At 35.1% G+C, this 18,532-nt stretch carries 17 protein-coding genes; 3 read left to right on the top strand and 14 right to left on the bottom strand.

Features of this window, described 5'->3' with window-relative positions; all coding sequences use genetic code 11:
• Positions 1-16 precede the first annotated feature (16 nt).
• On the bottom strand, positions 17-1,858 hold the full coding sequence (typA, locus tag Q8X41_RS16800; RefSeq protein ID WP_397537390.1) for a translational GTPase TypA: 1,842 nt from the start codon (positions 1,856-1,858) through the stop codon (positions 17-19).
• A gap of 178 nt (positions 1,859-2,036) precedes the next feature.
• Here typA and Q8X41_RS16795 point away from each other — a divergent pair, with 178 nt between their 5' ends.
• The gene (locus tag Q8X41_RS16795) at positions 2,037-2,222 is read left to right on the top strand and encodes a DUF5325 family protein (protein ID WP_397537389.1); all 186 of its coding nucleotides are present in this window, start codon (positions 2,037-2,039) and stop codon (positions 2,220-2,222) included.
• A 246-nt stretch (positions 2,223-2,468) separates the two neighbouring features.
• On the opposite strand, the gene Q8X41_RS16790 is transcribed toward Q8X41_RS16795, so the two are convergent.
• Together Q8X41_RS16790 and Q8X41_RS16785 are read right to left on the bottom strand one after the other, a co-directional pair.
• Positions 2,469-3,272, bottom strand: coding sequence for an inositol monophosphatase family protein (locus Q8X41_RS16790; RefSeq protein ID WP_397537388.1), 804 nt, complete (start codon positions 3,270-3,272; stop codon positions 2,469-2,471).
• 120 nt (positions 3,273-3,392) lie between these two features.
• Complete coding sequence (locus tag Q8X41_RS16785; protein WP_397537387.1) at positions 3,393-3,590, bottom strand: hypothetical protein; 198 nt, start codon at positions 3,588-3,590, stop codon at positions 3,393-3,395.
• A gap of 163 nt (positions 3,591-3,753) precedes the next feature.
• Between Q8X41_RS16785 and Q8X41_RS16780 the strand changes: the two genes are divergently transcribed.
• On the top strand, positions 3,754-4,383 hold the full coding sequence (locus tag Q8X41_RS16780; protein ID WP_397537386.1) for a YktB family protein: 630 nt from the start codon (positions 3,754-3,756) through the stop codon (positions 4,381-4,383).
• 54 nt (positions 4,384-4,437) lie between these two features.
• On the opposite strand, the gene Q8X41_RS16775 is transcribed toward Q8X41_RS16780, so the two are convergent.
• The 4 genes from Q8X41_RS16775 to Q8X41_RS16760 form a co-directional block, all read right to left on the bottom strand.
• On the bottom strand, positions 4,438-4,725 hold the full coding sequence (locus Q8X41_RS16775) for a UPF0223 family protein (RefSeq protein ID WP_397537385.1): 288 nt from the start codon (positions 4,723-4,725) through the stop codon (positions 4,438-4,440).
• Between the two features lie 129 nt (positions 4,726-4,854).
• Positions 4,855-5,532: an LrgB family protein gene (locus Q8X41_RS16770; RefSeq protein ID WP_397537384.1), complete on the bottom strand. Its 678-nt coding sequence runs from the start codon at positions 5,530-5,532 to the stop codon at positions 4,855-4,857.
• Between the two features lies 1 nt (position 5,533).
• Positions 5,534-5,977 carry a CidA/LrgA family protein gene (locus Q8X41_RS16765; RefSeq protein WP_397537383.1) on the bottom strand — a complete coding sequence of 148 codons (444 nt, stop codon included), beginning with the start codon at positions 5,975-5,977 and terminating at the stop codon, positions 5,534-5,536.
• Between the two features lie 158 nt (positions 5,978-6,135).
• Positions 6,136-9,297, bottom strand: a complete 3,162-nt coding sequence (locus tag Q8X41_RS16760) for an efflux RND transporter permease subunit (protein WP_397537382.1) — start codon at positions 9,295-9,297, stop codon at positions 6,136-6,138.
• 106 nt (positions 9,298-9,403) lie between these two features.
• Here Q8X41_RS16760 and Q8X41_RS16755 point away from each other — a divergent pair, with 106 nt between their 5' ends.
• The gene (locus tag Q8X41_RS16755) at positions 9,404-10,240 is read left to right on the top strand and encodes a TetR/AcrR family transcriptional regulator (protein ID WP_397537381.1); all 837 of its coding nucleotides are present in this window, start codon (positions 9,404-9,406) and stop codon (positions 10,238-10,240) included.
• 49 nt (positions 10,241-10,289) lie between these two features.
• On the opposite strand, the gene qoxD is transcribed toward Q8X41_RS16755, so the two are convergent.
• The 7 genes from qoxD to Q8X41_RS16720 all read right to left on the bottom strand — a co-directional run bounded on the left by qoxD (position 10,290) and on the right by Q8X41_RS16720 (position 18,521).
• Positions 10,290-10,577, bottom strand: a complete 288-nt coding sequence (qoxD, locus tag Q8X41_RS16750; RefSeq protein WP_397537380.1) for a cytochrome aa3 quinol oxidase subunit IV — start codon at positions 10,575-10,577, stop codon at positions 10,290-10,292.
• Positions 10,578-10,579: 2 nt separating this feature from the next.
• The gene (gene qoxC / locus Q8X41_RS16745; protein WP_397537379.1) at positions 10,580-11,179 is read right to left on the bottom strand and encodes a cytochrome aa3 quinol oxidase subunit III; all 600 of its coding nucleotides are present in this window, start codon (positions 11,177-11,179) and stop codon (positions 10,580-10,582) included.
• Entirely contained in the window at positions 11,179-13,122 is a 1,944-nt protein-coding gene (gene qoxB, locus Q8X41_RS16740; protein ID WP_397537378.1) for a cytochrome aa3 quinol oxidase subunit I, read from the bottom strand. The genes qoxC and qoxB overlap by 1 nt, the downstream gene beginning before the upstream one ends.
• Before the next feature lie 57 nt (positions 13,123-13,179).
• Positions 13,180-14,109 (bottom strand): cytochrome aa3 quinol oxidase subunit II, encoded by a 930-nt coding sequence (gene qoxA / locus Q8X41_RS16735; protein WP_397537377.1) that lies wholly within the window; start codon positions 14,107-14,109, stop codon positions 13,180-13,182.
• Positions 14,110-14,699: 590 nt separating this feature from the next.
• The gene (locus Q8X41_RS16730) at positions 14,700-15,482 is read right to left on the bottom strand and encodes an SDR family NAD(P)-dependent oxidoreductase (RefSeq protein WP_397537376.1); all 783 of its coding nucleotides are present in this window, start codon (positions 15,480-15,482) and stop codon (positions 14,700-14,702) included.
• 286 nt (positions 15,483-15,768) lie between these two features.
• Positions 15,769-17,184 (bottom strand): dihydrolipoyl dehydrogenase, encoded by a 1,416-nt coding sequence (gene lpdA / locus Q8X41_RS16725; RefSeq protein WP_397537375.1) that lies wholly within the window; start codon positions 17,182-17,184, stop codon positions 15,769-15,771.
• A gap of 5 nt (positions 17,185-17,189) precedes the next feature.
• A complete protein-coding gene (locus Q8X41_RS16720; protein WP_397537374.1) occupies positions 17,190-18,521 on the bottom strand; it encodes a dihydrolipoamide acetyltransferase family protein in 1,332 nt (443 codons plus the stop codon).
• Positions 18,522-18,532: the final 11 nt, after the last annotated feature.

Below are 18,532 nucleotides of genomic sequence, written 5' to 3'. Positions count from 1 at the left end.
CGAGAATAATTACTAATTATTCAGCGCTACGTTGTTTTTTTGCAGCTTTTTCACGTTCGTTTTTGTTAAGAATTTGTTTACGAAGACGAATAGACTCTGGTGTAACTTCTAAATATTCATCATCGTCTAAGAATTCTAATGCTTCTTCAAGTGTTAAGATTTTTGGTGTTTTAATAACGTTTGTTTGGTCTTTTGTAGCTGAACGAACGTTTGTTTTTTGTTTCATTTTAGTGATGTTAACAGTAATGTCATTATCACGAGTATTTTGACCTACAATCATACCTTCGTAGATTTCAGTACCTGGTTCTACGAAAAGTACACCTCGGTCTTCAATTTGCATCATACCGTAAGTAGTAGCTTTACCAGTTTCCATAGAAACTAGGGCACCATTACGACGACCACCTACACGGCCAGTAGCAACTGGTTGGTAAGAATCGAATGTATGGTTAATAATACCGAAACCTTTAGTTAATGACATAAATTCAGTTGTGTAACCAATCAAGCCACGAGCTGGCACCATGAAGATTAAACGAACTTGTCCATTACCTTCATTGACCATATCTTGCATTTCACCTTTACGATCTCCAAGTGATTCGATGATAGAACCTACAGAATCTTCAGGTACATCGATTTGTACACGTTCTACTGGTTCACATTTAACGCCATCAATTTCTCTAATAATAACTTTTGGTTTTGATACTTGTAATTCGTATCCTTCACGACGCATGTTTTCAACAAGGATTGATAAGTGAAGTTCACCACGTCCTGAAACTGTCCATGCATCTGGAGAATCTGTTGGTTCTACACGTAAAGAAACGTCAGTTTGTAATTGAGAAAGTAATCGTTCTTCAATTTTACGTGAAGTTACCCATTTACCTTCGCGACCTGCGAATGGAGAATTATTTACTAAGAAAGTCATTTGTAAAGTTGGTTCATCAATACGCATTGGAGGAAGTGGGTCTAGGTGATCTTGTGGACATACAGTTTCACCAACGTTAATTTCTTCCATACCAGATACAGCGATTAAATCACCTGCATATGCTTCTTGAATTTCTTCACGTTTTAAACCGAAGAAACCAAACATTTTCGTAACACGGAAATTTTTCACTGAACCATCAAGTTTTGCTAGAGATACTGATTGCCCTACAGCGATAGTACCACGGAATACACGACCGATACCAATACGACCAACGAAGTCATTATAATCAAGTAATGCAACTTGGAATTGAAGAGGTTCTTCACGAGTATCAGCTGGTGCTGGGATGTGACTGATAATTTCTTCGAATAAGCATTTCATGTTTTCTTCTTGTTTAGCTGGGTCTGGATCTAATGATGCAGTACCGTTAACGCCTGAAGCGAAAACTACTGGGAATTCTAATTGATCTTCATCTGCACCTAATTCAATAAGTAAGTCGATTACTTCATCAACAACTTCTTCAGGGCGAGCTGAATCTTTGTCAACTTTGTTTACGACTACGATTGGTGTTAATTTTTGTTCTAATGCTTTTTTAAGCACGAAACGAGTTTGAGGCATACAACCTTCGTAAGCATCTACTACAAGTAAAACGCCATCTACCATTTTCAAGATACGTTCAACTTCACCACCGAAATCGGCGTGTCCTGGTGTATCCAAGATGTTGATTTTAGTATCTTCGTAGTGAACTGCAGTATTTTTTGCTAAAATCGTAATACCACGTTCACGTTCAATATCGTTAGAGTCCATTGCACGTTCTTCAACATGTTCATTTGAACGGAATGTTCCTGATTGTTTTAATAATTGGTCGACTAAAGTTGTTTTACCATGGTCGACGTGGGCAATAATTGCTATATTTCTGAGATCTTCTCTTAAATTTGTCATTGTTCCACTCCACATTCTTTTTTCGAGTCCATAACTGTGCTAGTATAACATAAAAAATAGATTTATGTCCTACTTTAGCATGTCTTTTTCAACTTTTTTATTTTTTACAAGTGAAAACCTTGCTAATCTTAGTATTTAGTTCGACAATAGTATTACAATAATTTTTTGGAGGATTGTTATGAATAAAGCAAAAATCGTCATGGCTATCTTTGCTCTTGCAGGGGTTTTAGCTATGTGTTCAATAGGCTGGGCAATAGCTGTAGGAAGTACTTTAGGAATAATCGGAGGCATTGTAGCTGTTTGTGCTGTTTTCGGTTTTGCCTTTAAAACAAAACGTCAATTTAGAGATCAAGGCTTATTATAAAATTAAAAGGTAAGGTGTTTCATCCCGCTACTACAGCACTTTGAACCCTTTAAGCCGATACTGTCTTTTCAGTTTTCGATATAGGTACTATTTTGAGGAAGATAGCTTAAGTTCACCACATCCTGTGATAAAGGATGTGGAGTTCATGTCGTTTGAATCCTCGAGTGGTGACGTACGGAACTGTATATAGTAAAAGGGATTGTCTTCAAAAGTTGGGTTTCTTCAACTTTAAGGACAATCCCTTATTTATTTATTATCATATTTTAGTTGAATATAATGATTAATAATTTCACTGTGAATCGTAGGATTAGCTACGATAAAAGTATCTTGTTTTAATAAGTTAATAGGTTCATTTTTTAAATTACTAGCGATTGCACCTACCTCATTAGCAATCACTACACCCCCTGCAACATCCCAGGGAGATAATCTCATAGATATATATGCATCCATTCTTCCACAAGCAACAGAAACTATTTCTAAAGCAGCTGAACCATATGACCTTGTCCCTCGAACTGTACGAACGAGTTCAATCATTGGCAAATGCTCGATTTTTTTATTAGGCGTCACCCAAGTGGCATTCAATCCAATAATTGCTTTATCTAATGAAATTGCTTCAAGGGGCTTTAACGGAATTTCGTTCATAAAAGCACCCTGTCCCTCTTCTGCAAAGTATAACTGGTCCCTCATAACATCATATATATATCCCAGCTTTCCAACCCCATTAATATAAACACCAATTGAAATGGCAAAATTTCGATGTTGACGGATAAAATTCATTGTTCCATCAATTGGATCAATTATCCATACAACGCCATCCAGTGAATCAATTTTCTCACCCATACCTTCTTCCCCTAAAATTTTGTGTGATGGATCGAATGCCGTAATTTTTTCAATGAAAAATAATTCTGTCTCGCGATCAATATTTGTTACTAAATCATTTGCATCCGCTTTCGTCTCAATTTTCCACTTTTCAGAAAATGAACTTCGTATGCGTTCCCCTGCTTCCATAATGATGGCCTTTGCAAATTCATGAACTTTAGTAATCTGCATAATTTTCTCACCTTTCCTTGAAAAAACGAAGAGCATTTCATTTTTTGTATATTATAACAAAAAAAACACCTGCTTCTCATAATGATAAGCAAGTGTCACCTTAAATTTTTTGCGCTATATCTAGGCGAATGCATGGAATGCCTCCAGTTCCATATGAATTTCAGCCAATCTTGCCTTACTTTGAGCAATTTGCTCTTTATCATTCAATTGCATCGCATCAAATAATGTAGCTAATTCATAATCCACTTCTAAATGAAGACCTTTAATATATTGCTTTTCAAAATCCACTTTACGAATAATATGAACAACTTGTTTCATGCTGATCAGCTCCTTTAATTTGATGGTAAAATGATAAGAAGATGGAATTTTCTGACCATTTTCTACATTATATTCACTGTACGAAGAATGGTAAGTCCTTCTACAAGATTTTTTCCCATTTTTCAAATAAAATAAACATAAAGTTAAAAAAGGAGAGAAAAAATTGACAGTAAAATGGACTAACAAAGACTTTGAAGTCTTTACAACACCCGGACTTGAACAACGTATGTCAGCACTCATCAAGAATGTACGCCCTAAATTTGAAGAACTTGGAATAACGTTTAGTACATACTTTTCTTCGAAAATAGGGGAAGAGTTTTACCCACATGTAGCAAAACATGCAAGACGAAAAGTAAATCCACCTATCGATAGTTGGGTAGCATTTGCACCAAATAAACGTGGGTACAAGGCACTTCCACACTTCGAAATCGGCCTTTTTAAATCGCATATTTTTATCCTTCTTTGTGCCATCTATGAAGCACCTACAAAAAAGGAAATAGCTAACAATCTACTAAATAATATGAATTCTTTCGATGAACTTCCTGAAACTTTTTTTATTACAGGAGATCATTTTGATCCGAATGGTATTCCTCTAATGGATGCAATGAAAGACGGTTCACTCGAAAAACTTCTAACCCGTTTACGTGATGTGAAAAAAGGGGAATTTATGATTGGTCTACAATTACCAAAGGAAAAAACAGTAAAACTTTCCGCAAAAGAATTTGACAAAATAGTTGTAGAAACCTTTGATACATTGATCCCAATTTATAATATTATGGTAAACAAAAAATAATAGTGTAAAAGCAATCGGCTATTTCTCGACTTGAGTAAACCGATTGCTTTTTAATTATCTTCTGCGTTTGCTAATCCCTTTAATAATTGTGCCGTTTTGACTCGTTTTCGTCTGTTTTACAATATCGTAGCTGACATAACCACTTTCTTCTTCAAATTCACGGAAAATAGTTTTCTCTTCTGCCATAGAAGGCACTATTTCTTTTAAACGGCGATACTTTGATAACACTTCTTCACGTTTTACGCCATTTTCATATGCCTTTTCAATTGTTTGAAAAAATGCGATCACATCAACTATTTCATCTGTAGACCAATTGATTGAAAATGGATATGAGTATTCCATAAGATTCCCTACCTTCATCATGGTATTATACCAAATTGTTTCACATTATTATTGTAAACTCTACTGGAAATGGACTGCAACTTTTCCCGTCGTCTGTTAATAGTATATTCCCTGGGAAATGACTTTATTCTATAAAAATATTGTAACGAATATCGGTAACAAGATCGCCCCTATAACTGCAGTCAATGTCATCGAAACCGAGCCCATAGATAATGTTCTTTCTCCATACTCAGTAAGTTTACCTATCCCTATACCATGAGCACTACTCCCCATTGAGATTCCTCTTGCGATTGCGGTGTCAATTTTGCAAATTTTGTAGAGGTATGGTCCGATTATAGCACCAATCATTCCGGTAATAATGACAAACACTGCTGCTAATGTAGGATTACCACCTATTACATTACTAATCTGCATCGCGACAGGAGATGTTATTGATTTTGGAATCAATGTCCTCATATACTCATTTTCTATACGAAATAAAACTGCAAGCGACAAAACACTGCCAACACCTGCTATCATTGCAACTGCAATACCAGTAATAATTGCCTTATAATTTCTTTTGATTAATTCTTTTTGTCTATATAATGGTAATGCTAGACTTACTACAGCGGGTCCAAGGAGTCGATCAATCCATTGACCTCCAACCATATACGTTTCATATGGTATATGAAATATCAACAAAGCACCAACTATGATGATTGCACTTGTAAATACAGGAAATAGAATTGGATGGTAAAAACGTTCATACACTTTTTTCATTAGAAAAAATACAACTACAGTGGATACACAAATAATTATAGCTAGCATATTATGCCCCACCTTTTTGTTGGATATTTTCAAAGCAGGTTTCCTTGAGATTTTCCATTTGAACTTCTTTTTGTTTTTCTAGATGAATTTCTACCATTTGCGTTGTTTTTCCAGAAGCAACTATTGAAACAATTGTACTTACTAAAATGATTCCAATAATGGTCATTCCTTGCCATGATAGCAGTTCAGAATAATTAACGATTCCTACAGTTACAGGTATAAAGAATAATGTCATATAAGCAAGTAATGTCTCTGCTCCACTTGCAATCCAATTTTCAGGAATAACTTTTGTTATTAATAAAATAAATAAAATGACTAGCCCAATAATACTTCCCGGGAATTTAATATGTAAAATTGCCATTAACCACTGTCCAAATTCGGATAATAAATACAAAACTGCTATTTGCCCTATTATTCTTAAAAACATTAATCCGTGTTGTTTCATAACAGAACACCCCTTTATTTTTTAATACATAAAAACTTATCAGAATATTCCGAATCTGTCTACTTCACGTTCGACAATCCACTCCGATATTTAATAAAAAAAGCTAGCCTTTGTAGAATATTCTACAAAAGCTAGCTAAGTACCTAGCAAATATTTAATTAATCTTCTTTGTTTTCATGGGCACGGTCTTTTTTCAAGATTTTTGAAATTAGTTCATATACAAGTGGAACGATTAACAATGTTAAAATCGTTGAACTGATTAAACCACCGATAACAGTAACGCCTACACCTTTAGAAATTAGGCCACCACCTTCAGCACCCATTGCTAATGGAACTAATGCACCGATAGTTGCAATAGCTGTCATTAAGATTGGACGTAACCGTGTTGCACCTGCGTCAAGTATTGCTTCACGCATTGTTTTACCAGCATGTTCCATATGAATGATTCGGTCTACTAATACAATCGCATTTGTTACTACGATCCCTATTAACATCAATAACCCAATCATGGAAGATACACTAATTGTTTCACCTGAAATGTATAAAGCAACAAGTGCACCGATAACTGTAAATGGTAATGAGAATAGGATAGCAAATGGAGCTAATCCTTCACCAAATGTTACGACTAATGTAAAGTATACAATGGCAATTGCAGCAGCAATCGCTAACCCTAATTGAGTGAAGGCTTCTTTCATATCTGCTGTAACTCCGCCCGTATTAACTTCTACATTATTTGGTAAATCTAATTTATCAATTTCTTTTTGAACTCCTGAAGATGCTTTTGTGATATCTTTTGATGTAACAGTTGCTGTTACACTAGCATAAATTTTACCTTTACTACGGTTTACTTGTGTTGAAGTTGTACCTTCTTTAACATCAACAACATCTGACACTTTTACTTTTTTACCTACAGGTGTATCAATCTCTTCATCTAGCACTTCTTGGAATTTATCTGGAGAAGCTGCCTCTTTATGAACATTGACATCCAGTTCTTTACCATCTCTTGTGACTGTTGTTAAAACTTCAGTTTGTGTATTTGGATTAATCGCCATCGCAATTTGTCCTGTTGTTAATCCTAAAACTTTTGCTTTGTCTTGATCAATCACTAATGTTTTTTCGGTGTAATTTTCAGCTAATGAAGATTTAACATCTTTTAAATTATCTTGATCTTTCATAATTTTTTCTATATCTTTTACTACTGGTCTGATATCTTCTACCGTGTTTCCGTAGACTGAATATGAAAGCTCATTACTTGATCCTGAAGATGAGAAGTCTTGGCTCTTCCATGTACCTTTTTGATTAGCATTTTGAACTTCTTTAATAAGTTTTTCTTTTACATCACTAAAGTTTTTCGTATCTTTATCATAGATGACATAGACTAAAGCGCCATTTGATTGACCAGGCATCATTGGATTAGATCCACCGATCGATGATTGGACTGTCTTAACATCCTTTTTATCCATAATCATTTTTTCGATTACTTCTACATCATCAATCACTTTATCACGTGTTTCACCAGGTTCAGGTGTATAAGTTAGGTATACCATTTTTTGTTGATCATCTGGTAAGAAACTAAATCCAACTAATGGTGCTAAGAATAAACTTGCTACAAGAATTACAATCGATCCTATAGAAGTTATTAATTTATGGTCTAATACCCATGATAGAATGCGTTTATAGCCTTTTGCTAATGCACCATGCTCTTCTTTTTTAGTTTGAACTTTGCCATACAGTTCTTTTTTAAATAATGCATGTGCTAAGGCTGGAACAATTGTGATGGCCACTATTAGTGATGCGATCAACGCAAATGCCATCGTTAAACCGAATGGTAAGAATAACTCTCCGACCATACCTCCAACTAATCCAAGTGGCAAGAACACTGCAATTGTTACCACTGTAGAAGATAAAATTGGTCTAAACATTTCAAGAGTAGCTTCACGAATTAAAGCTCTACCATGTAATTTCTCGCCTTCAAGGTAAATTCTTCGATAAATATTTTCAATAACAACAATCGAGTCATCGATTACACGACCTATTGCTACTGTCATAGCCCCTAATGTCATCATATTTAATGAAATATCCATTTGTTTTAATACAGTTACTGCAATTAATAACGACATCGGAATAGATACAACTGAAATAATCGTTGAACGGAAATTTCTCAAGAATAACATGATGATGATGAATGCAAAGATTGCACCGTATAACAATTTGTCAAACATCGTATTCACTGAGTCTTGAATTGGTTGACCTTGGTCTAGTGTTACATCAATGTTCATACCTTTGTTATCTTTTTCGAATTTCTTAGCTTCATCTTTAACATCATTTACTACATTCACAGTATTAGAATCTTGAGATTTTACTACCTGTACAGATATTGCTGGTTTACCATTTGTACGGGAAACAGATTCGACTTCACCAACTACTTTGATGGAAGCCAATTCACCTAATTTTACAAACGGGCTCGCTTGTGGAGCTTGTAGCGCTGCTTGTTCCCCTACTTTACCTTGAGATGCTTGTGCCTGTGCAGCTTGCGCTTGTGCTTTAGCAGCTGCTGAATTTGCACTTGAGCTTTGCATTGTTACGGGAATTTCTAAGTTTTTCAAGTCTTTAATTGTTGTCATTTTACCATCAACAACAACTGATTGTTCTTCATCCTTGAATTGGAACATACCTAATGGAACTTTCGTATCCATTGCTTTTACATATTGCTTAATCGTATCTTCTGTTAAGCCGTATTTCGCTAATTTCTTTTGGTCATAAGTTAGCTCAACTTTATCTACTTGTTGACCAGTTACTGATACAGATGCAACGCCATCAATACCTTCTAATTTAGGTACGAAATAGTTTTCAGTTGTTTTTGTTAAATCTGCAATAGATTGATCCTTATTTGCAACACTTAAAGCTACAACTGGGAAAGCATTGATATTAACACGATCTACAGTTGGCTTTTGAGCAGTTTCTGGAAGTTCTACTTTTTCTAGTACTTCCTTAATATTACTAACTGCTTCTTTCATGTCTGTACCATACTTAAACTCTATTTGTAGACTTGAAGCATTTTGATAGGAATTGGAATAAACAGCTGAAACACCCTTTAGATGATTCACTGCTTTTTCATATGGGATTGAAATATCGTCAGCTACCTGCTCTGGTGTTGCACCTGGATAAACTGTTGTTACCGTTGCAACTGGAATTGTAATATCAGGTAATGTTTCTAACTTCATCTTAAGTCCTGAATATACCCCGGCAACAGCAACAATAATCGATAGTAGCCATACTGCCAGTTTATTTTTCAAAACAAATTTAATAAGCGAGTTCATTCATACACCGTCCTTTTTGACTAATTGGTCACAATTCAATATAATAATGACTAGCTAGTCAAAAGTCAAACCATAGAATAGGAAGAATTATAGAAAGAGTGAAAACATGTCTAAACGTGATCTAATTATTGAAAAATCTATGGAGATCTTATCAGAACGTACAATAGCCTCTACGTCTATCCAAGACATTACCAACGCATGCGGCATATCAAAAGGAGCTTTTTATCTTTCTTTTAAATCAAAAGAGGAACTTCTTATTGCAATTTTTGAGTATATCATCAAAGATATGACATCTAAGTTTCAAAGCATATTAAGTTTACAAGTAGCGCCAAAAGAAAAACTAACACAATATTTTGTATTAGCATTTGAGTTATTCGAAAAAAATTCGACTTTTATCTCAACTCATTTTCGTGAGCTTGTTACTATTGTGGATCAAGATGTGACGGAAAAAATACAAAAACATTTCTTAATTGCTGACAATATGACTTTATTGTTGCTTAGAGAGGCTTATAGTTCCCAGATTGAAGATAGCCAATTTGATTTACTAATATGTATCCGAGGGCTGATGAAAGGTTATGCAGAATTCATTGTATTCCAAAAACAGCCAATTGACTATTATGAATTAAGTAAGCTTTTGGTAAATCGGATTGATATACTTGTTAACGCCAATTTAAAAACATTAATAACAAAAGAAATGTATGAACAAAAAAATCGTCATATCAGTCATATTCAAAAAAATGATATAATCGTTGAAATAGAAAATTGTAAAGAAGATTATGTAAACGATTCTTTTACAATAGATACATTCGATTTAATCATTGAAGAATTACAAAGTGAACATCCTCGTAAAGCATTACTACTAGGTATGTCATCCAATTTAAAAACGAATAACCATTTGAGATGGCTCTCTGTTTTACTAAAGCAATTTTGTGATGAAATGTAAAAAAAGAGCAGCACAACAATTTTGTTGTGCTGCTTTTTTGTTGTTCGTTCTACATGTAACCCCAGATCATTGCAAGCAATGTACCGAATACAGTGATTAAACCAACAACTACTGAGTAAATAATTGTAATGTATAAAGCTTTCTTGTCTTCTGTTTCACCGATATGCATGAACAATACTAACTGTACAATTGCTTGTGCAGCAGCTGTTACAAGTAGAATTGTAATAGCAACACCGTTAGACATATCTTTAAACATTATTACAGTCAATGCTAAGAGTGTTAAAACAAGAGAACCCACAAAGCCCATTACATGCTCTTTTGGAAATAGTTCTTTCATTATTACAACACTCCTTTCAAATAAACAAAGCTGAAGATGAAGATCCATACAACATCAAGGAAGTGCCAGTATAGAGAGAAGATAAATGCTTTATTTGCTGTTTTTGCATTTAATCCACGTTTTTTAACTTGCATTAAGATACTTGATCCCCATAATAGACCGAATGTTACATGGAGACCGTGAGTACCTAGTAAAGTCATCAAAATAGACAGGAAGGCACTTGTTTGAATTGTAGCACCATCATGAATATATGTTAGGAATTCATTAACTTCAACGCCTAGGAAGACTGCACCTAGTAATAACGTTAAAATGTAGAATACCATCATTGCTTTAGTACGTCCAATACGCATTGCGTGAACACCTAAACCAATTAAGAAACTACTAGTTAATAGAGCAAAAGTTTCTACCAATACTGGTGGCATTTCAAATAATTCTTTACCTATTGGACCTGAACCTGTGCGATCAACTAATGAAAAATACACACTAAATAATGTCGCAAAGAGGATTATTTCGGCACCAAGGAAAACCCAGAAACCAAAGATTTTTAAATCATTTTCTTCTGTGCTGTACTCTAATGGGACTGATTTGTTAACTTTTGACATTATTTTTCACCTCTCAATCGACGTTCAGTTGCTTCGATTTCAGCCACTTCAATATAATGACCATCATCTTTTTCAAATGAACGATAAGCCATAAATCCTAATGTTAGAACACCAAATACGATTACTAGAGACCAAACACTAAATACGAAGAAGAATGAGAATAAGAACATTACACCAGCCATCCACATTGGAGCGCCACTGTTGTTTGGCATATGAATACGTTCATATTTGCCTGCTGTAATATCTCTTCCTTCTTTTTTCGCATACCAGAATTCATCTAATTGATTGATTTTTGGTACGATAGCGAAATTGTATTCTGGAACCGGACTATGTGTTGCCCATTCAAGAGAACGTGCATCCCATGGGTCGCCATTTTCATCACGTGGACTATGACGGAAGCTGTAGTAAATGTTATAGCAAATTAACATAAAGCCAACTGCCATTGCAACAGCACCAAGGAACGATACCATACTCAATGGACCATAACCTGTGTCAGCTGAGTATGTGTACATACGACGCGCATAGCCATCTAAACCTAAGATAAATAGTGGGAAGAAGGCTACATTAAAACCTACTACAATAGTCCAGAAAGCTGATTTACCTAATTTTTCATTCAAACGGAAACCAAAGATTTTTGGCCACCAGAAATGATAACCTGCTAATACCCCAAATACTGTACCTGGGATTAATACATAGTGGAAGTGAGCAACTAAGAACATTGTATTGTGATATTGATAGTCCGCACTTGACATTGCAAGCATTACCCCTGTAACCCCACCAATTGTGAAGATTGGAATAAATGCTAATGCCCAAAGCATTGGTGTTGTAAATGTAATTTTCCCGTGTCGCATTGTTAGCAACCAGTTAAATATTTTAACACCAGTTGGAACGGCTATAAGCATAGTTGTAATAGAGAAAATACTATTAACCATTACACCATGTCCCATAGTATAGAAGTGGTGAACCCATACCATGAATGAAAGTAATGAAATACCAACCATACTCATTACCATTGATTTATAACCAAATAAGTTTTTGCGTGAGAATGTTGAGATAATCTCACTGTAAATACCAAATGCTGGTAAGATAACGATATAAACTTCAGGATGTCCCCAAACCCAGAACAAGTTAGCCCAAAGCATATCCATACCACCATCTTGCATAGCAAAGAATTTAGTACCAAATTGACGGTCTAAAGTCATCAATGCAAGTGCTACAGTTAATACTGGGAATGCAAATGTAATAATAACATTTGTAATTAATGCTGACCAAGTGAACATTGGCATTTTCATTAATTTCATACCTGGTGCACGCATTTTCATGATTGTAGCAATGAAGTTAATACCAGTCATTAAAGTACCAAGACCTGCGATTTGTAAAGACCAAGCATAATAGTTATTACCAACGCCAGGGTTAAATTCATTACCTGCTAATGGGAAATAAGATGTCCAACCTGCGTTTGGTGATCCCCCAATTATGAATGATACATTTAATAATCCACATCCAGCTGCGAATAACCAGAAGCTAAGTGCATTTAATCTTGGGAATGCCACATCTCGTGCACCAATTTGAAGTGGTACAACGACATTCATCAAACCTATGATAAATGGCATTGCCATGAATAGAATCATGACTAAACCATGTGTTGTGAAAATTTCATTATAATGTTCTGCGTTAAGCAATTTGTTTTCTGGAACTGCTGTTTGTGCACGCATTAATAATGCATCAATTCCACCTCTAAATAGCATAATCAATGCTACTAAGATATACATGACACCAATTTTTTTATGGTCAACAGTAGTAAGCCAGTTTTTGTAAAGCCAGCCCCACTTTTTGAAGTAGGTCAAACCGACAACAATGGCAATAGCGCCAACAACGATACTAATTGCTGCACCCAAAATCATCGGCTCTTTCATCGGAGCGAATAATTCTTCCATGTTCATGTGTGTAACTCCTTTCTTGCCTCATTTCTATTATTAAAAAATTGAAGCGATACCTTATTATTTAGACATATCCATGCCTTTCATATCCATGCCTTTCATATCACCCATGTGATCCATATTGTGTGAATCATTTTTGTGTGACTCACCATGTTTGCTCATGTCCATTTCTGGAGCTGGTCTGAATGATAAGTGTGTAGAAGAGAAACTTTCACGTCCTACAAATGGTGTTTTTAATAATTTATTGAATTTTGCTTCAGTTAGTTTTGGTTCATTTGCTTTTACATCTTTTACCCATTTGTCAAATTTATCTTGTGACATTGCTTGAGTTTCAAATTCCATTTGCGCAAAACCTTCACCACTAAAGTTAGAGTTACGCCCCATATACGACCCTTCTACATCCGCAGCAAGGTGAAGTTTATTTACCATATCACTCATGGCATATTTTTGACCGGCTAACTGTGGAATCCAGAAACTTGTAATTGGACCAAATGAATATAATCTAAATTCAATTGGACGATCTGTTGGGATATTTACATAATTAACTGTTTCAATATTTTGTTCTGGATAGCTAAAGTGCCATTTCCAATTTGAAGATGATGCATAAATAACAAGCGGTTTTTTGTTGTCATAACCTGTTTGTTGATGTTCAACTTTTGATGTTGTAAATACCGTTACAATAGATAAAACTGTTACTATAATAATTGGAATAACAGTCCATGTAATTTCTAACTTTGTACTACCCTCTTCATGTGGCGGTTCATAACCTGCTGGTTGTTTAGATGCACGATATTTCGACAACATGAAGATAAACAATACATATACAACCAATAAGATAAAAGCCATCACTATTATAGAAAAGATGATTGTATCTGATAAAGTTTTCGCATTTGGCCCTTTTGTATCGAATACCATTAATGGTTGACATCCAGATAATATCATTGTCATGAACGCCATTACAGCAGGCATAATAAGCACTTTTTTCTTCATAATGTACTCCCTTCTCAAAAAACAATTAAAACAACTGTCTTTCTAAAATCTATTGAATTAGCTTTCTGATTGAAGATTGCTACAGTTATAGGTATGTGAGCATATGAAATTCACTCAATGGTTTAATAGCTACTTTCATATGAACGGACATTAGTTAACTATTCTCACATTCTATACAGTGAAAATCAGGCACCCAAGTTTTCGCACCCTTTTCTCCTGAGGATTTTCAATCTTTCACTCAATCCATTTGAAATTATACCTCCTTCTTCTTAATAAAAAAATAAAAATTACTCAAATACAGCAATTAATTTGTCGTATTTTGAACTTTTTGTGGACATAATTTGTATAAAATGTGTACACACTTTAAATTTTAGCCTAATTAATTACAAAAAAACCTACAATAAACAATTAAATTCTAGTAAATTATATTTATTCTCTTATTTTCCAAGTAGTGCTGCTTACATTTTCTGAAAAGAGAAAATCACCTCCAACGTGTTCAACGTTAAAGATGATTTTATGTCATTTCAATCGATTATTTTTTCAATTTGAAAAGGGAATCATAAAAAAAATTAACTCTAAACATTCAATTTTTATAATGCAGGAGCCGATCCTCCATCAATATTTACAGCAGTACCATTTACATAGGAAGCTGCATCAGAAACTAGAAATGTAATCACATTAGCCGCTTCTTCTGTATCCCCTATACGTCCAAGAGGAATCGACTTACCCATTTTTCTTGAATACTCTTCCCAAGTCAACTCAGGAGCTTCAGTTTGCCATTTACGTTCAATTTGTTCACTGCGAATTAATCCTATGCAAACCGTATTGACTCGTACATTCATTGTCCCTACATCTTTACTCATCGCCTTGGTTAAAGCCATTCCTGCAGCACGGCTAACCGTTGTTGGTAGTGAAGATTTTGATGGTGTTTTGCCAAACACTGCTGTGACATTTACAATAGCGCCTCCACCTGCTTGTTCCATGTGAGGCAATGCTGCTTTTGATGTATAAATTGCCCCAAATAATTTTAAATCTAAATCACTTTTCCAGAAATCCGAATCCACTTCTAAGAAAGATTGGGCTGCTGAAGTACCAGCATTATTGACCAAAATATTTAACTTACCAAATTTCTCAACTGCTTTTGCAATGACATTTTGACAATCTTCTTCTTTTGTAACATCTGCTACTACAGTTAACACATCTTTACCTGTTTCATCTAATATACTTTTAGCGGCTTCTTCAAGTGCTGATGCTGTTCTAGCGCAAATAACAACATCTGCACCTTCTGATGCTAATTTTAATGCAGTTGCAAGACCAATGCCTTTACTAGCACCCGTTACAACTGCAACTTTTCCTTTTAAGCCTAATTCCATTTTCCATCTCTCCTAATATTCAAATATTATTATCCTAGTTTACCCTATCTTTCTTCTAACAAGAAAAAAACATAAGATAATTATGACTAATTTGATAATTCTGATTATTCAAATCTATCCTTGCATGAATAAAGGAGTAGTTCGCCATTATGTTTTTATCGAAATGTTCGTATTTAAAAAACGAAAATAGATTTTTGCAATTTATTCAAATAAATGTTTTTAAAATTTTTTATAAAAAAACCTCTTAAGATACATAACTGTATCTTAAGAGGTTTTTTGATTTCAATTATTTTTTAGCAACAATGTGAATTGGGTTACCAAGAGCTACTTCGGCAGTTTCCATTGTAATTTCACCTAAAGTTGGGTGAGCATGAATTGTCATTGCTACATCTTCAAGTGTCATACCAGCTTCGATTGCTAATCCTATTTCAGCGATCATATCAGATGCACCAGCACCGATAATTTGACCACCAATTAGTAAGCCATCTTCTTTACGAGCAACAAGTTTTACGAAACCTTCTGTTTCGTTCAATGCTAATGCACGACCGTTTGCAGCAAATGGGAATTTACCAGTAGTTACTTCAAAGCCTTCTTCTTTAGCTTGATCTTCTGATAAACCTACAGTAGCCATTTCAGGATCTGTGAAGCAAACAGCAGGGATTGCAAGATAATCAACAATTGATTTTTCTCCAGCGATTGCTTCAGCAGCTACTTTTCCTTCATATGAAGCTTTGTGAGCTAGTTGTGGTCCAGCAACGATATCACCGATAGCATAAATATTTGGTACGTTTGTGCGACATTGTTTGTCAACTTTTAAAAGTCCACGTTCAGCAAATTCAATACCAACTGCTTCTAAGCCCATTTCATCCGTATTTGGACGACGACCTACAGTTACTAATACGTAATCTGCTGCTACTGCTTTTGCTTCGCCATTTACTTCATATTTTACAGTTACGCCTGTTTCAGTTTCTTCAACACCTTGTGCTAAAGCTCCTGTTTCAATTGTAACACCTTTTTTCTTAAGACCTTTTTTAACGATAGCTGTCATTTGTTTTTCAAAGCCAGCAAGGATATCTTTGCCACCTTCAAGGATTGTTACTTGAGAACCTAGGTTAGCATAAGCAGAACCAAGTTCAGTACCGATGTATCCTCCACCAATAACAACAAGTTTTTCAGGTACTTCTTGTAATGAAAGTGCGCCTGTTGAATTTAGCACACGATTTGAAAATTTAAATGTTGGAATTTCAACTGGACGAGAACCAGTTGCGATAATTGCATTTTTGAAATTGTAAGTTTGAGCTGAGTTTTCAGTAATCACTCGTAATGAGTTAGCATCATGGAAATAAGCTTCACCTTTTACAACTTCAATATTGTTGCCTTTTAATAATCCAGCAACACCGCCAGTTAATTTTTTAACAACAGAATCTTTGAATTCTTGTGCTTTTTTGAAATCTAATTTCACTTCTGGAACAATTACACCCATATCTTCTGAATGTTTAGCTTGTTCAAAGCGGTGACCTACAGAGATTAAAGCTTTTGATGGGATACAACCTACGTTTAAGCATACGCCACCTACGTTTTCACGTTCAACAACTGTAACTTTTTGTCCAGTTTGTGCTGCACGGATTGCTGCTACATATCCACCAGGACCAGCACCGATGACAATTGTATCTGTTTCGATTGGAAAATCTCCTACTACCATTTTTATTACGCCTCCATTAATAATAGTTCCGGCTCACTTAACAAACGTTTAATATTATTTAACGCATGTTGAGCAGTCGCACCATCGATCATTCTATGATCAAAGCTCAATGATAATGCTAACACAGGTGCGGCTACAATTTCACCATTTTTTATTACAGGTTTTTCTGAAATTCGACCAATTCCTAAAATTGCTACTTCAGGATGGTTTATTACTGGAGTAAACCATTGCCCACCTGCTGAGCCGATATTTGTGATAGAGCAAGATGCACCTTTCATTTCGTTAGGTGCTAATTTACCTTCACGAGCTTTTGTTGCTAATTGGTTTATTTCATCTGATACTGCAAATACAGATTTGCGGTCAGCATGTTTAATAACTGGAACTAGAAGACCTTTATCAGTATCAGCTGCAATACCAATATTATAATAATGTTTTTGTATAATTTCTTGTGTTGCGTCATCCAAAGAACGGTTGAATTCTGGGAAATCACGCAAAGTACTTACTAATGCTTTTACGACATAAGGTAAGTAAGTTAATTTTATACCTTTTTCAGCAGCAATTTCTTTGAATTTTTTGCGATGTGCAACTAATTCTGTAACATCCACTTCATCCATTAATGTAACATGTGGAGCAGTTTGTTTAGAATGAACCATTGCTTTTGCAATAGCACGACGCATACCAGACATTTTCTCACGAGTTTCTGGGAATTCACCTTCAAACTCAACAGGTGCTGCTGCCACTTCTGTTACCGGTGCTTCTTCAGTTACTTTTGTAGCTTCAACTTCTGCAACAGCAGGTTTTGCACCACCGTTTTTAAATGCTTCGATATCTTCTTTTAAAACACGACCATTTTTTCCTGTGCCTGTAACTTGTTTAATATCTACGCTGTTTTCACGAGCAAATTTGCGTACTGAAGGCATTGCAATTACTCTAGCTGTCGGATTAATTTCTGTTTCTTGAACTGCAGCAGATTCAGCAGCTTGCACAGGTTCTTTTTCAACTTCTTTACCATCTTCAGCAGTTGCTTGAACTTGTGCTTCTGTTTCAGATGTATCTTCTCCCTCATCTTTATGACCGTGAAGTTCAAGTTCTTCGTATCCAGGAGCATCAATTTCTAGAAGTACTGTACCAACAGTTGTTAAAGTACCTTCTTCTACAAGTACCTTTTCAATAGTTCCTTCAACTGGAGATGGAATTTCAACTACTGCTTTATCATTTTGTACTTCTGCTAAAACTGTATCTTCTTCGATTTTATCACCTGGTTTAACGAACCATTTTACGATTTCTCCTTCATGGATTCCTTCTCCAATGTCAGGTAAGCGGAATTTATAAGCCATTTCAGTCACAT

This window comes from Rummeliibacillus pycnus (assembly GCF_044359855.1).
In the GTDB taxonomy this organism is placed as follows: domain Bacteria; phylum Bacillota; class Bacilli; order Bacillales_A; family Planococcaceae; genus Rummeliibacillus; species Rummeliibacillus pycnus_A.
The sequence above is the reverse complement of the archived record's forward strand: the minus strand, read 5'-3'. Positions and strand labels throughout refer to the sequence as shown.

Excerpts from the sequence above, each read along its gene's own strand:
- typA (WP_397537390.1), bottom strand. The coding sequence starts at position 1,858 with ATGACAAATTTAAGAGAAGATCTCAGAAATATAGCAATTATTGCCCAC.
- Q8X41_RS16795 (WP_397537389.1), top strand. The coding sequence starts at position 2,037 with ATGAATAAAGCAAAAATCGTCATGGCTATCTTTGCTCTTGCAGGGGTT.
- Q8X41_RS16790 (WP_397537388.1), bottom strand. The coding sequence starts at position 3,272 with ATGCAGATTACTAAAGTTCATGAATTTGCAAAGGCCATCATTATGGAA.
- Q8X41_RS16785 (WP_397537387.1), bottom strand. The coding sequence starts at position 3,590 with ATGAAACAAGTTGTTCATATTATTCGTAAAGTGGATTTTGAAAAGCAA.
- Q8X41_RS16775 (WP_397537385.1), bottom strand. The coding sequence starts at position 4,725 with ATGGAATACTCATATCCATTTTCAATCAATTGGTCTACAGATGAAATA.
- Q8X41_RS16770 (WP_397537384.1), bottom strand. The coding sequence starts at position 5,532 with ATGCTAGCTATAATTATTTGTGTATCCACTGTAGTTGTATTTTTTCTA.
- Q8X41_RS16765 (WP_397537383.1), bottom strand. The coding sequence starts at position 5,977 with ATGAAACAACACGGATTAATGTTTTTAAGAATAATAGGGCAAATAGCA.
- Q8X41_RS16760 (WP_397537382.1), bottom strand. The coding sequence starts at position 9,297 with ATGAACTCGCTTATTAAATTTGTTTTGAAAAATAAACTGGCAGTATGG.
- Q8X41_RS16755 (WP_397537381.1), top strand. The coding sequence starts at position 9,404 with ATGTCTAAACGTGATCTAATTATTGAAAAATCTATGGAGATCTTATCA.
- qoxD (WP_397537380.1), bottom strand. The coding sequence starts at position 10,577 with ATGAAAGAACTATTTCCAAAAGAGCATGTAATGGGCTTTGTGGGTTCT.
- qoxC (WP_397537379.1), bottom strand. The coding sequence starts at position 11,179 with ATGTCAAAAGTTAACAAATCAGTCCCATTAGAGTACAGCACAGAAGAA.
- qoxB (WP_397537378.1), bottom strand. The coding sequence starts at position 13,122 with ATGAACATGGAAGAATTATTCGCTCCGATGAAAGAGCCGATGATTTTG.
- qoxA (WP_397537377.1), bottom strand. The coding sequence starts at position 14,109 with ATGAAGAAAAAAGTGCTTATTATGCCTGCTGTAATGGCGTTCATGACA.
- Q8X41_RS16730 (WP_397537376.1), bottom strand. The coding sequence starts at position 15,482 with ATGGAATTAGGCTTAAAAGGAAAAGTTGCAGTTGTAACGGGTGCTAGT.
- lpdA (WP_397537375.1), bottom strand. The coding sequence starts at position 17,184 with ATGGTAGTAGGAGATTTTCCAATCGAAACAGATACAATTGTCATCGGT.
- Q8X41_RS16720 (WP_397537374.1), bottom strand. The coding sequence starts at position 18,521 with ATGGCTTATAAATTCCGCTTACCTGACATTGGAGAAGGAATCCATGAA.